Raw genomic sequence first — 13,012 nt, forward strand, 5'->3', positions numbered from 1 at the left:
TATTGGCCTGGTGTTCACCTCTTCCCATCCCGAACAGAGAAGTTAAGCCCAGAACCGCCGATGATACTTGGGTCAAACCTGGTAAAGTAGGTAGTCGCCACAATTATTAACATCAAAAGCCCCGTAGAAATACGGGGCTTTTTTGCGTTTAGAGGAGTTGAGATAATTCCTCCTAATTAGCAAAGTATCATTAAGGCTCATATAAAATTTGAGTCGAATTTCTCACAATCAATTCAGTTGGGAGAATTATTTCCTGAATCGGATAATTACTTTTTTGAATGTGACGGAGCAGCAGTTCGCAGCTTATTCTTCCAATTTCGTATGCTGGTTCGGCTATGGTAGTGAGTGCAGGAGATATGATTTCCGAGATTGGATCATTTGTAAATCCAATCACGCCAATTGTCTTTCCGATTTTAATTCCTGCACTTTTTAATGCTAGAATAGCTCCAATTGCCTTGCGATCATTCACTGCAAAAATGGCGTCTGGCCCATCTTTCTCGTTTAAAATTGCTTCCACGTCTTTAATTCCGTCTTCTTTACTAAACCCGGAATGCACTATTCCAAAAGGTTTCAGGTTATGCTTTCCCAATGTATCCAGATAACCTTTTAACCTGTTTTGTGTCAGACTCAATTTAGCTGGACCGGTAACGTGTGCTATTTTTTTGTATCCACATTGAATTAAATGTTCTGTCGCAATGCATGCACCATTATAATCATCCTGCAAAACTCGGGAAGCATTAAGCGATTCTGCAAACCTGTCGAAAAAGACGATTGGTAAACCTCCATCGATCAACTCCTGGAAATGGATGAAAGATTTTGTGTTAGACGTTATGCAGGCCAACATTCCATCAATGCTGCCGGGAGATAATTCCCGCACAATCTTTTCTTCCCAATCCGGCGAGTCATTTGTAACATATAAAATAACCTGGTATCCCTTCTCAAAAGCGTACTCCTGAATTCCTGTAATAACTGTCGAGAAATAGTAATTTGTTATCGACGGAATAATAATCCCTATTTTATGCGTGCTTCGTTTTACCAAGCCAGTCGCATTGAAATTGGGCCGATAATGCATGGCTGCCGCCGTTTCTTCTACGAGCTTCTTGGTTTCCTTACTTACATCATAGGCGTCACGCAAAGCTCTTGATACGGTAGCTACCGAAATCCCTAATTTTCTTGCAATGTCTTTAATGGTAGCCGGCTTGGTCATTAATCCTCAGTTATGTATGGTAAGCTGGTCTTTATTTTCGATAACGTTCTCGCTACTATTTCATGTAAATATCTGAAATGCCAGTTTAAAACATTGTAAAATTGCGGATATACAAAAGTTATTTAGCCTAAACCCAACATTAACAAAATGAAAAAAAGAGAGTTTCTAAAATTGGCTGGCCTCGGCGGTATAGGATTGGCCGGAACTGAGAAAGTCTCTGCCAAATCTGGCCATCCAAACATTCCAACAGTAGGTAAGCAAGTTTTCAATATGAGCGGCTATGCAGCTCCTAAAATTGATACGGTTCGTATTGGCTACATTGGTCTCGGGAACAGAGGCGGCGGTGCTATTAAGAGAATTGTAAATCTGGAAAATGTTCAGGTAAAAGCTATTTCTGACATTGTTCAGGAAAAGGCTGACAGTGCTAAAAAGCAACTGGAAGCGGCAGGGCATCATCCCGAGGTTTATTCGGGTTCGAAGGATGCCTGGAAAAAGCTTTGCGAGCGTGACGACCTCGACCTGATTTATATTTGTACGCCCTGGAATCTTCATACGCCCATGGCAGTATATGCGATGGAACATGGCAAACATGCGGTAACCGAAATACCGGCTGCGACTACTGTAAGTGATTGCTGGAAGCTGGTTGAAACTTCCGAGCGCACTACGAAGCATTGCATGATGCTAGAAAACTGTTGCTATGATTTCTTCGAGTTGCTTACTCTAAACATGGCGCGTCAGGGATATTTCGGTGAAATTGTTCATGTGGAAGGCGCTTATATTCACGACATTTTTGATTCTCTTTTTGAAAAAGACAAAAGATTTGACCTCTGGCGGCTCCGGGAAAATCAGCGTAACGGAAATTTGTATCCAACTCACGGACTAGGCCCGATCGCGCAGATTCTTGACATTAACCGGGGTGACAAGATGGATTACCTGGTTTCTATGAGTAGCAATGATTTTATGATACAAAATAAAATCAACCAGCTAGCCGCGACCGACCCGGATTTCAAGCAGTTTGTAGGTAAAAGCTTTCGGGGAAATATGAATACCACGACAATAAAGACGAGCAAAGGCAGGACAATCATGTTACAGCATGATGTGTCTTCGCCACGACCGTACTCACGTTTACATTTAATCAGCGGCACAAAAGGAGCAGCGCAAAAGTATCCACTGCCGGAAGATGGTACGGAAGGAAGAATCTCGCACGGCCACGAGTGGGTCAGTACAGCCGAATTCAAAGAACTGGAAAAGAAATACCAGCCCGAAATTGTCAAAAGAATCGGCGAGCTGGCAAAAAAAGTAGGCGGTCATGGGGGGATGGATTTCCTGATGGATTGGCGATTAATTGATTGTCTCCGGAATGGCTTACCGCTGGATCAGGACGTATATGATGCGGCGTCATGGAGTGTGATCTCCTCACTAAGTGAGTGGTCGGTGGCTAATAAATCCAATTCTATTGAGGTGCCGGACTTCACAAATGGCGCTTGGAAAAAGAATAAGCCAGTTGACATTGCATTGAAAGAGGGAGGAAACACGGGCGTAAAATCATAATTAATTCAAATGAAGATTGTAATTTCTGAAAGTAAGGAGGAACTGGGACAATCCGCCGGGGCTTATGCGGCTCAGCTGATCAACGATACCATCCTGGAAAAAGGGCATGCAAATGTTATCCTGGCGACAGGAACCAGCCAATTTGAAACATTGAGCAGGCTGATAGCGGACGAAAGCATTGATTGGAGCAAGGTGACGATGTTTCACTTGGATGAATACATTGGTTTACCGCTGAGCCACCCCGCCAGTTTTAGGAAATATCTTAAAGAGCGTTTCCTGGAAAAAGTCGCGCCGTTGCATGCCAGCTACCTTATTAATGGTGAAGTTGATCCTGAGGTTGAAATAGCGAAATTAAACCAGACGATTTCCGATCATCCGATTGACGTTGCATTGGTAGGAGTGGGGGAAAATGGACATCTGGCATTCAATGATCCGCCGGCTGATTTCTCGACGGAGCAACCCTATCTGATCGTTAATCTCGATGAACCCTGCCGCAGACAGCAGATGGGCGAGGGCTGGTTTGCTTCGCTGGACGAAGTTCCGTTGCAGGCTATCAGCATGTCTGTGCGGCAAATTATGAAATCGCAGCACATTATCTGCTCGGTGCCCGATAAGCGCAAAGCTGTTGCAGTGAAAAATAGCCTTGAAAATAATGTTAGCAATATTTTTCCCGCCAGCATTCTTCAGAAACATGCCAATTGCACTTTTTTCCTGGATAAAGATTCAGCCAGCCTCTTGCTGGAAAGAGAAATCGGGATCAGTAACTAGTCAAACCAAATTCCGTTCAGCACTTTCAACCCGCCGTAATGTCATGGAAGCACCTTTAATAGCAGTTCAACCCCAAAATCGCCAGGCAGTATCATCTACCCGACTTGCTTCTATTGATGCACTCCGCGGCTTCGATATGCTGATGATTTCCGGCGGCGGCGCATTTATTTTTTTGCTGGGTGGAAAAACCGGTATTCCACTCATTGATTGGATCGCTGCGCAGTTTGAACACCCACCCTGGCACGGGTTTACTTTTTTTGATTTCATTTTTCCGCTTTTTCTTTTTCTGGCGGGCACGTCCATGACATTCAGCATCAATGCCGGGCTTGCAAAAGGAATCAGTCAGGCGGAACTCAGAGGCAAGATTTTCAAGCGAATGCTGATCCTGATCGCGCTGGGTATCCTCGACAAAAATGCGCCGATCGATATTTTTGATCCTGCCCACATCCGGTACGGCAGCGTGCTGGGACGTATCGGACTTGCCACTTTCATCGGCGCGGTTCTCTACATGAAATGTTCCTGGAATCAGCGTCTGGGCATTGCACTGGGTATTTTATTTCTTTATTATCTAACATTGATACTGGTTCCTGTACCTGGTTTCGGCTCCGGTGATCTGTCTTTTGAAGGTAACCTGGTAGGCTGGTTTGATAGAAACTTTATGCCTGGAAAACTCAAACAGGACACTTACGACGAGCTGGCGCTACTTACACAGTTTCCGGCAATATGTTTGACTTTATTTGGAACATTAGCAGGAGATCTTTTACAAAAGCCAATTTCACCAGAGAAAAAATCAGGACAAATGTTACTACTCGGGGTGGCTGGCATCGCGGCCGGGATCCTGTGGAATTTTATTTTTCCAATCAATAAACACCTTTGGTCGAGCTCATTTATCATGCTTACCGGAGGCATGGCTTTTACCTTACTGACAATTTTTTACTTCATCATCGATGTGAAAGGATACCAGCGATGGTCATTCTTTTTCAGGGTAATTGGGATGAATTCTTTGGTTATTTACCTCGCTGTCAGATTTATAGATTTTAATCATTCTTCCGAGTTGCTTTTCGAGGGTTTTTATAAATATGCGCCTGAGAAATGGCATGAAGTGTTCAATGCTTTGGGCGGTTTTGTACTCGTCTGGCTTTTTCTATATGTCCTTTACCGGAATAAAATCTTTGTGAAAGTTTAAGATATGAATGCTGAACATGAAGATTTTAGCGAAAAAATTGAGCGGAGAACATTTTTGAAAGCAGCCGCACTGGTTCCCGTTTTTTCGGCATTAAATAGTCAACCCATTTTGAATAGTATGTCTACTGATACGGAAAATGCGCAGCTTATGACATCTGAAAAAAGTTTGATTGGTAATTACGGTCCCTGGGCCGCATCTTTAATGCCGAAAATTCCGCCACTCTCTTTCAGAAATGAAAATCAGAAAGACCTGGCTGCCTGGAAAAAAGCGGCATTTACCAAAACAACCGAAATGATCGCTAGTCCGCCGAAAAACAAATTGCCAGAGGTAAAGACGATCAAAAAGTATGTTTACGACGGCCTGGAAATTGAAGAACTGAGCTGGCAGCTGCCTTACGGGCGACCTACAAATGCCGTTTTATTAAAACCACGGGGTACGAAAGGGACATTACCCGCAATTTTAGGCTTGCACGACCATGCCGGGAAAAAATATTTTGGATACCGAAAAATTGTAAAAACCTCCGACGACCAGCATCCGCTTTTGAAAGAACATCAGGAAACGGATTACGGCGGCAAAGCGTGGGCCAATGAAGTTGCGAAGCGTGGCTATGTGGTGCTCGTGCATGATGCATTTGCGTTTGGGAGTCGCCGGGTCTTTTATGAAGATGTTAAAGGTTTGGACTGGGGAACCGTCAATACCGCTGGAAAAAGCGACCTTGATCCGGAGAAAACGGAAAATATTGAGGCCTATAACGCCTGGTCTTCGGAGCATGAGCATGTTATGTCAAAATCGCTTTTTTGTGCGGGTACCACCTGGCCGGGCGTTTTTCTTTCCGAGGATCAAACCGCATTGGATATTTTGAGCAACCGTAAAGACGTTGATCCGAACCGGATCGGCTGCGGCGGATTGTCGGGTGGGGGACTGAGGACAGTTTATCTGGCGGGTATGGACGAGCGGGTTAAATGTGCGGTTTGTGTTGGATTTATGACGACTTGGAATGATCTAATTTTGAATAAATCGTTCAACCATACCTGGATGACTTACACGCCGCTGCTGCCCCAATATCTCGATTTTCCGGAAATCATCGGTTTAAGGGTGCCGCTACCAACATTGGTTTTAAACAACAACCAGGACGAACTGTATACATTATCCGAGATGAAAAAGGCGGATAATATTCTGACTGAGGTATTTAAAAAGGCGAATGCGTCGGATAAGTATCAGGCCAGATTTTACGACGGGCCTCACAAGTTTGATCTTCAAATGCAGCAGGACGCATTTGCGTGGTTTGATAAGTGGCTATAAAAAGCCTAACATTATAGCCAATTAATGTCGGAAACCGTTTTGCCAAGATATTTTCCATATTTCCGGGCAGCTACTTCGAATGAATGTTTTTTGGCTTGACTTACTTTTTCAAATGCCGAAAAATCGATTTGGACAGCGTCTTTTTTGATCGTCCTTTTCCAGGTACCTCTTACTTTCCCGCCAATAATGATCGTCGGCATGAACATTCCGTTGTTACCAGGGACGATTTTTTGTGAATGGTCCCGATGCAAGATCAGCGACCTGTCGGTGTAGCCCAGCATATATTCGTCAAAGCCAAGGAGCATAAAAACGGCATCTGATTTAACACGATCGGGCAGCTCCGGCGAATACCAGTAAATTTTCCCCACCATTTCACTGGATTGTAATTTCCCTGAAATACTGTTCAGCGCAAGTTTGGCGTCGGTGATTTTCAATCCCGTCCACCAGATAAAATCCTGGATTGTAGCTGGTCCGTGGCTAGTAAAATAGCGCAAAGCCAGCTCGGCTAGCGCCTCCTCCCCTTCGAGATTTCGTGATTTTGTCACCCACTCGTCTAGCAGTGTATAAGTGGCCTGCTTCTCATTATGCAACCCGTGACAGATAACCTGCTTCTGCGCGAGGTAGTTAATGATGTGAATTCCCCGCTGGTCACTCGTTTTGATTCCATGGTCTTCCCAAATCTTGAAGACCTCGGAGCGCATCAGTTGCTTTCCGCCTTCCAGTGCCGGGACCAGCAATTTTTCACTTTTTGCAAACACTTTTTCATCCAGTGAAAGCTGACGGTTTCGGCCAGCCATGCCGGAAATGATACGAGGCGTCAGCAATTTCAAAATCCAGTGGACGTCCTCCGACGCTACAAAATGCAATGTGCCGCGCATCGGCCAGGTGCGCACGATCGATTTCGAAGCCAATGCTTTGTCAATGTCCGAATCTTTGATACCCTGCAGCCGCAAGCCGATCGACCATCGCGCGCCGGTATAGTCCTGCGCCTGCATCGCGCCGAGCCAGGAAACTACCTCTTCCGGAGATTTGACGCGCGCGTCGGAAATCAGCTGGTTTTGAAGCCGGAGATGGATAATGTCATGGATGGTCATGGTTTCAAATAGACTTCCGCCCAGCGCAGGTCTTCGGGCGTGGTGATTTTGATGTTTTCATAACTGCCTTCAATCAAATGAATGGCATAACCAGATGCTTCCAAAACGCTAGCGCAATCGGTGAATGTTGGCTGGTAACCAGCTGAAAATGATTGGCGCATCCAGTCCAGGCGGAATGTTTGCGGTGTCTGAATGAGCCGGAATGTTTCACGGTTGAGCGCATTATTCGTATCATTTTCACCAACCTGCCTGATCGAATCTTTCAAAGGCACACTCACCACTGCCGCACCGAATTCAGCGGCTTTCAGAAAACTTTCAGCAATAATATCCTTCGAAATAATCGGTCTTACTCCATCGTGAACTGCAACAAGACCGTCATTATCAGCGACTTGCTGCAAACCATTTTTCACAGAATGAAATCGTGTCTCGCCACCTTCAACAAGTTGATACGTTTCCGAAAATTGACGCCGATCGCATAATTCCTGCCAGAAATCGAACTGATTTTTGGGCAGGACCACAATGATATTCAGTTGCGCAGAATAATTTCTGAATGCACGGATCGTGTACATCAGCACGGGAATTCCGTGGATGGGCAAGAATTGTTTCGGAATGTCACTTTTCATCCGGCTCCCGCTCCCGCCCGCAACAATGATCACATGTTCCTGCATCATTTAAAGTCTGGTTAAAAAAATGGTCATTTACGCATCAGGAGTGAATCCTTAAACATAAATGACCAAAAAAATGGGTTGAACAAATGCTATACGATCAGCATTGCGTCACCGTAAGTGAAGAATTTATACTTTTCTTTAATCGCCATTTCGTAGGCTTTCATTACCAGATCAAAACCTCCGAAGGCGCAGGCCGACATCAAAAGAATCGACTCGGGAAGCTGGAAGTTGGAAAGCAATGCGTTGGCGATTTTGAAATCATAAGGAGGAAAAACAAATTTGTCCGTCCAGCCTTCCACCGCCTTCAAATGTCCGCTGGCCGATACCGACGATTCGATGGCTTTCAGAGACGTAGTACCTACGGCGCAAACGCGTTTTTTACCATCAATAGCCGCATTGACAATGCTGGCGCTGGCTTGTGTGATGCGGTAATTTTCCGAATCCGTTTTGTGTTTCGTCAAATCTTCCACATCCACGGTGCGGAATGTACCAAGACCTACGTGCAATGTTACCGGCGCGAAACTAACTCCTTTGATTTCAAGGCGTTTCATGATCGCTTTTGTAAAGTGCATACCCGCAGTGGGAGCGGCTACGGCACCTACGTGCTCGGCAAAAATGGTTTGAAAACGTTCACGGTCGGAAGTTTCCACTTTACGACGGGAAATGATTTCGGGAGGAAGCGGGGTTTCACCCAGCTCGTCCACAAGCTTCATAAAAGCGTCATTATCACCATCATATAAGAAGCGGATTGTACGTCCACGGGAAGTTGTGTTATCAATTACCTCTGCAACCAGGTCGCTGTCGCCAAAATATAATTTGTTACCGACGCGGATTTTGCGAGCAGGATCCACCAATACGTCCCAAAGACGCATTTCACGGTTGAGCTCACGGAGCAAAAAAACTTCAATTTTAGCACCGGTTTTCTCTTTTTGGCCGTACAGACGAGCCGGGAAAACTTTGGTATCATTGATGGCCATCACATCACCGTCGCCAAAATAATTGATCAGATCGGCAAAGGTTTTATGTTCAATTTCCCCGGTTTTACGATGTACGACCATTAAACGGGACTCGCCGCGGTCGGAAGGATGAAGTGCAATGAGACTTTGAGGGAGATCAAACTTAAATTCGGATAGCTTCATAGCGGGAAATCTTGGAATATCTTAGTCGTAGGAAATAAGTGTTGGGAGTGGTCATTCGAACCTAATCATCAAAGAAAAATTGACTTTCAGAATACTTGCAAATGATTCCCAAAATGCATTTATTTTAGTAATTCAGCATTACCAAAATTTAAGACCGCAAAAGTAGACATTTTTATCCGAAAATCCAATAAGCCGAAATGCTAGCGCAACCGAAGCCGCCGATCCTTCCACTGAGACACAGAAGTTGCCTTCGCCTCATTTTGAATCACTTCTGCGCCCGCCGGATTCTTTAAAACAAAGCCGGAAATCAACGCAGCAAGTGCATCCGCATCCTGGTCAGGTATTGGTTTTATCATATCCGGATGGAAATGTTTGGTTACAAAATTGGTATCGAAATTTCCTGAGACAAACGCCGGGTGCGTCATCACAAACCTGCAAAACGGCAGCGTCGTCTGCACGCCGGAAATCTGGTACTCGTCGATAGCCCTTATCATTTTCGCAATCGCCTCATCCCGCGTCTCGCCGTACGTGATCAGTTTGGAGATCATCGGATCGTAATAAATCGGGATATCCATACCCTGTTCAAAGCCGTCATCCACCCGCACACCGTTTCCATCGGGTTTTACATAAGTATGCAGTTTACCAACGTCGGGTAGAAATCCGTTTGCAGCATCCTCCGCATATACCCTTATTTCAATTGAATGTCCTTTGATAGAAAGATCTTCCTGCCGGATCGTAATCGGCTCACCTTCTGCGATGCGGATCATTTGTTTGACCAGATCTACGCCCGTAATCTGCTCAGTAACAGGATGCTCCACTTGCAGCCGGGTATTCATTTCCAAAAAATAAAAGTTCTGATTTTCATCCAGAATAAATTCCACGGTACCTGCGCCATAATATCCGCACGACCGCGCCACGTCTACCGCACACCGGCCCATTTCTTTGCGAATACCGGCCGTGATGGAAATAGAAGGTGCTTCTTCGACGACTTTCTGATGTCGGCGCTGGATAGAACATTCCCTTTCAAAAAGATGGATAATGTTGCCATGCTGGTCTCCCAAAACTTGTATTTCAATGTGTTTGGGAGAAGTAATGTATTTTTCAATGAAAACCGAGCCGTCGCCGAAAGACGATTGCGCCTCGCTGACCGCCCGGTCCATTTGTTCGTCAAATGTACTTTCCTCTTCCACCACCCGCATGCCCTTTCCGCCGCCACCGGCACTGGCTTTGATCAAAATCGGGTAGCCGATCGCTGAGGCGATTTTTTTTGCTTCGTCCCGGTCCTGGATCGCCGAGGCGGTGCCGGGCACCATCGGAATGTTGTAGGCAGCTGCGGCTTGCTTGGCGGCCAGCTTACTGCCCATGATCTCGATCGCTTCCGGCGACGGGCCGATGAAAATGAGCCCCGCTTCCTTCACGCTTTTTGCAAACCCGGCATTTTCAGACAAAAAACCGTAACCCGGATGGATCGCATCCACATTCAGCTGGCGGCATACTTTCAGGATTTTAGCAACATTCAGGTATGACTCAGAGGAAGGCGCAGGTCCGATGCACACGGCCTCGTCGGCATAGCGTACGTGCGGTGACCGCCGGTCGGCTTCACTAAAAACCGCAACCGTTTTAATGTTCATTTCGCGGGCGGTGCGCATGATCCGTAAAGCTATTTCGCCCCGGTTTGCTACAAGTATTTTTTTAATTGAAGGCATGAAAGAATGTCACTGATTGGTGTAGAATGCCGGATTTTAGTCCAGATAAAAAGCCGCAGACTTTATTATTTTACTAATTTACAAACCAGCCCTTCCTGCGCGAAGTATCAATACTAAGCGTAAAATTTTTTATTTTTGCATTTATCTAACATTTGTAAATCATTGTTACCCACATTAAATAGAAGAGAGTGGATATTTTCGAGAAACTGCGCAATAACTCCGGCCCGATAGGAACTCCGGCTAAAATGCTGAATAGCCATCATTATTTTTCATTCCCGATGCTGGAAGGAGAGCTGGGGCCGCGCATGAGGTTTATGGGACGTGAGGTGTTGAACTGGAGTCTGAATAATTACCTGGGGCTTGCCAATCACCCAGAAGTACGTCAGGCGGATGCGGAAGCGGCTGCCAAGTGGGGGCTGGCTTATCCGATGGGCGCCCGCATGATGTCGGGAAATTCGACCCTGCATGAGGTTTTTGAAAAAGAGCTGGCAGAGTTTGTTGGTAAAAAAGACGCCTTTTTGCTCAATTACGGCTATCAGGGCATTATGTCCGCCATAGAATGTCTCTGCGACCACCGCGATGTAATCGTATATGACGCCGAATCCCACGCTTGTCTGATCGATGGAATCCGTTTGCACAAAGCGAAAATGGGGGAGTATTACAAGTTCAACCATAATGATATGGTGAGCCTGGAAAAAAACCTGATCCGGGCGACGAAACTTGCGAACGAAAAAGGCGGAGGCGTGCTGGTGATCACAGAAGGTGTATTTGGCATGTCGGGCAAGGTAGGTGATCTGAAAGCGATCGTTGAGCTGAAAAAGAAATATGAATTCCGCCTGATGGTGGACGATGCGCACGGTTTTGGAACTATGGGCGAGACTGGCGCCGGGGTAGGTGAAATGCTGGGCGTGCAGAAAGAAGTGGATCTTTATTTCTCCACTTTTGCTAAATCCATGGCAGCTATCGGAGCATTTATCGCTTCCGATGATCCCGAAATCATTATGTTCCTGAAATATAACATGCGCTCACAAACCTACGCGAAGGCGCTTCCGATGCCATACGTGGAAGGTTGCCGCAAACGGCTGGAAATGGTGAAGAGCATGCCGGAACTTCGTGCCAAGCTTTGGGAGAATGTAAAGGCCATGCAAGATGGTCTGCGCGGACGCGGTTTCAACATTGGTGAAACCGAATCGCCGGTAACACCTGTTTTTCTTCACAGTGAAGGTGGTGTACCCGAGGTTACGAGAATGGTGAGGGACCTTCGTGAAAACATGGGTGTTTTCTGCTCGATCGTGGTTTACCCGGTTGTTCCAAAAGGCCAGATCATGCTCCGGATCATCCCGACGGCGGCGCATACACTGGAAGATGTGGAATATACATTGAACGCATTTACTACCCTCGCGGACAAATTAAAGAACCGCGTTTACCAAATCGACGACGTTCAGGAAGTGGTATAATAAGTAGAAATACGCATTATTTGCAAAAGGAGGGCATTTTCAAAAAATGTCCTCCTTTTTTATTGGTTGTTTAAGCAAATTTCTAAATCGTATAACTTATTGATTAGCAAGTATTTATCCGTTTGCAAGTAAATAATTGTATTTTAGGAGTGTTTTTTTTTGTTTTTTGGGTTGCTAAAATATTTTTAATTGTTAAATTTCGGTCATAACATGCGTTTTTAGCGCATTTGAGGCATTTTTCAACTAAAAAACTAAAGAAAACATGGCAAGATTTGATGAAGTAAAAGATTTGATCCTTTCGCTTGAGGGCGACTTCGATAAGTTCTATTCAAAAGGTAATCAAGCAGCAGGAACACGTGTACGTAAAGGTATGCAGGACCTTAAAACGTTAGCTCAGGATATTCGCTCAGAAGTTCAGAACAAAAAGAACACAGGCGAGTAATAAGAAGCACACAAAAAATTTTTGGGGACGGATCGCAAATCCGTCCCCATTTTTTTTAGAATTTCTCTTTGTTGATCATTGTGGCCACTCCCCGCGTCGTCACTTTGTTGGTCGTGACATCCACAAGCTCGGTGGAAATATCGGCAGAATGCTTCTCTGCATTGATTGCCAGGATTTTGAAAACAGCTTTATAATCGGTTTCTACGAACATAGGCCTTAAAAATTCCAGCGTTTGCTTTACATAAATCGATCCGTAACCCGGAAACTGCGTCCCCAGTACTTTCGTGAATACCGTAGCGCCTAACATTCCGTGAATGATGGGGCGCTTGAATGATGTCGTGGCCGCATATTCGGCGTCGAGGTGGATCGGGTTGTTGTCGCCGGTCAGGTCAGCGAAACTTTGCACTTCACTTTGGGTAAACCGGAATGCGTACTCAAATGTCGCATCGACAGTAGCTTCTATTTGCATAAGGATGAGGTTTTAAAACAAAG

At 45.4% G+C, this 13,012-nt stretch carries 12 protein-coding genes and 1 rRNA gene; 7 read left to right on the plus strand and 6 right to left on the minus strand.

What is annotated here, in order from left to right; all coding sequences use genetic code 11:
* A 5S ribosomal RNA gene (gene rrf / locus FEN17_RS19090) occupies positions 1-103 on the plus strand; the annotation flags it as partial.
* 87 nt (positions 104-190) lie between these two features.
* Here rrf and FEN17_RS19095 read toward each other — a convergent pair.
* A complete protein-coding gene (locus FEN17_RS19095) occupies positions 191-1,207 on the minus strand; it encodes a LacI family DNA-binding transcriptional regulator (RefSeq protein ID WP_138367002.1) in 1,017 nt (338 codons plus the stop codon).
* Between the two features lie 147 nt (positions 1,208-1,354).
* Here FEN17_RS19095 and FEN17_RS19100 point away from each other — a divergent pair, with 147 nt between their 5' ends.
* From FEN17_RS19100 to FEN17_RS19115, 4 genes are read left to right on the plus strand one after another with little or no spacing between them, the layout of a single operon-like run.
* On the plus strand, positions 1,355-2,758 hold the full coding sequence (locus FEN17_RS19100) for a Gfo/Idh/MocA family protein (protein ID WP_138367003.1): 1,404 nt from the start codon (positions 1,355-1,357) through the stop codon (positions 2,756-2,758).
* Positions 2,759-2,767: 9 nt separating this feature from the next.
* On the plus strand, positions 2,768-3,526 hold the full coding sequence (locus tag FEN17_RS19105) for a glucosamine-6-phosphate deaminase (RefSeq protein ID WP_138367004.1): 759 nt from the start codon (positions 2,768-2,770) through the stop codon (positions 3,524-3,526).
* 43 nt (positions 3,527-3,569) lie between these two features.
* Positions 3,570-4,712 (plus strand): acyltransferase family protein, encoded by a 1,143-nt coding sequence (locus tag FEN17_RS19110; RefSeq protein WP_138367005.1) that lies wholly within the window; start codon positions 3,570-3,572, stop codon positions 4,710-4,712.
* Between the two features lie 3 nt (positions 4,713-4,715).
* Positions 4,716-6,014, plus strand: a complete 1,299-nt coding sequence (locus tag FEN17_RS19115; RefSeq protein ID WP_171037969.1) for a prolyl oligopeptidase family serine peptidase — start codon at positions 4,716-4,718, stop codon at positions 6,012-6,014.
* A gap of 11 nt (positions 6,015-6,025) precedes the next feature.
* Here FEN17_RS19115 and FEN17_RS19120 read toward each other — a convergent pair whose 3' ends face one another.
* From FEN17_RS19120 to accC, 4 genes are all read right to left on the minus strand, one after another.
* Positions 6,026-7,108, minus strand: coding sequence for a winged helix DNA-binding domain-containing protein (locus FEN17_RS19120; RefSeq protein WP_138367006.1), 1,083 nt, complete (start codon positions 7,106-7,108; stop codon positions 6,026-6,028).
* Complete coding sequence (locus tag FEN17_RS19125; RefSeq protein WP_138367868.1) at positions 7,105-7,776, minus strand: 2-C-methyl-D-erythritol 4-phosphate cytidylyltransferase; 672 nt, start codon at positions 7,774-7,776, stop codon at positions 7,105-7,107. The genes FEN17_RS19120 and FEN17_RS19125 overlap by 4 nt, the downstream gene beginning before the upstream one ends.
* An 89-nt stretch (positions 7,777-7,865) precedes the next feature.
* A complete protein-coding gene (queA, locus tag FEN17_RS19130) occupies positions 7,866-8,915 on the minus strand; it encodes a tRNA preQ1(34) S-adenosylmethionine ribosyltransferase-isomerase QueA (RefSeq protein ID WP_138367007.1) in 1,050 nt (349 codons plus the stop codon).
* 200 nt (positions 8,916-9,115) lie between these two features.
* Positions 9,116-10,621, minus strand: a complete 1,506-nt coding sequence (gene accC, locus FEN17_RS19135) for an acetyl-CoA carboxylase biotin carboxylase subunit (protein ID WP_138367008.1) — start codon at positions 10,619-10,621, stop codon at positions 9,116-9,118.
* 188 nt (positions 10,622-10,809) lie between these two features.
* Here accC and FEN17_RS19140 point away from each other — a divergent pair, with 188 nt between their 5' ends.
* Entirely contained in the window at positions 10,810-12,078 is a 1,269-nt protein-coding gene (locus FEN17_RS19140) for an aminotransferase class I/II-fold pyridoxal phosphate-dependent enzyme (RefSeq protein ID WP_138367009.1), read from the plus strand.
* A gap of 262 nt (positions 12,079-12,340) precedes the next feature.
* On the plus strand, positions 12,341-12,520 hold the full coding sequence (locus FEN17_RS19145; protein WP_138367010.1) for a BF3379 family histone-like protein: 180 nt from the start codon (positions 12,341-12,343) through the stop codon (positions 12,518-12,520).
* Positions 12,521-12,575: 55 nt separating this feature from the next.
* Here FEN17_RS19145 and FEN17_RS19150 read toward each other — a convergent pair whose 3' ends face one another.
* Positions 12,576-12,989, minus strand: a complete 414-nt coding sequence (locus FEN17_RS19150) for a MaoC family dehydratase (RefSeq protein WP_138367011.1) — start codon at positions 12,987-12,989, stop codon at positions 12,576-12,578.
* Between the last annotated feature and the right edge of the window lie 23 nt (positions 12,990-13,012).

This window comes from Dyadobacter luticola (assembly GCF_005860805.1).
GTDB classification, from domain to species: domain Bacteria; phylum Bacteroidota; class Bacteroidia; order Cytophagales; family Spirosomataceae; genus Dyadobacter; species Dyadobacter luticola.

What these genes read in the sequence shown, in the direction of transcription:
- FEN17_RS19095 (WP_138367002.1), bottom strand. Translation starts at nt 1,207, where the DNA reads ATGACCAAGCCGGCTACCATTAAAGACATTGCAAGAAAATTAGGGATT.
- FEN17_RS19100 (WP_138367003.1), top strand. Translation starts at nt 1,355, where the DNA reads ATGAAAAAAAGAGAGTTTCTAAAATTGGCTGGCCTCGGCGGTATAGGA.
- FEN17_RS19105 (WP_138367004.1), top strand. Translation starts at nt 2,768, where the DNA reads ATGAAGATTGTAATTTCTGAAAGTAAGGAGGAACTGGGACAATCCGCC.
- FEN17_RS19110 (WP_138367005.1), top strand. Translation starts at nt 3,570, where the DNA reads ATGGAAGCACCTTTAATAGCAGTTCAACCCCAAAATCGCCAGGCAGTA.
- FEN17_RS19115 (WP_171037969.1), top strand. Translation starts at nt 4,716, where the DNA reads ATGAATGCTGAACATGAAGATTTTAGCGAAAAAATTGAGCGGAGAACA.
- FEN17_RS19120 (WP_138367006.1), bottom strand. Translation starts at nt 7,108, where the DNA reads ATGACCATCCATGACATTATCCATCTCCGGCTTCAAAACCAGCTGATT.
- FEN17_RS19125 (WP_138367868.1), bottom strand. Translation starts at nt 7,776, where the DNA reads ATGCAGGAACATGTGATCATTGTTGCGGGCGGGAGCGGGAGCCGGATG.
- queA (WP_138367007.1), bottom strand. Translation starts at nt 8,915, where the DNA reads ATGAAGCTATCCGAATTTAAGTTTGATCTCCCTCAAAGTCTCATTGCA.
- accC (WP_138367008.1), bottom strand. Translation starts at nt 10,621, where the DNA reads ATGCCTTCAATTAAAAAAATACTTGTAGCAAACCGGGGCGAAATAGCT.
- FEN17_RS19145 (WP_138367010.1), top strand. Translation starts at nt 12,341, where the DNA reads ATGGCAAGATTTGATGAAGTAAAAGATTTGATCCTTTCGCTTGAGGGC.
- FEN17_RS19150 (WP_138367011.1), bottom strand. Translation starts at nt 12,989, where the DNA reads ATGCAAATAGAAGCTACTGTCGATGCGACATTTGAGTACGCATTCCGG.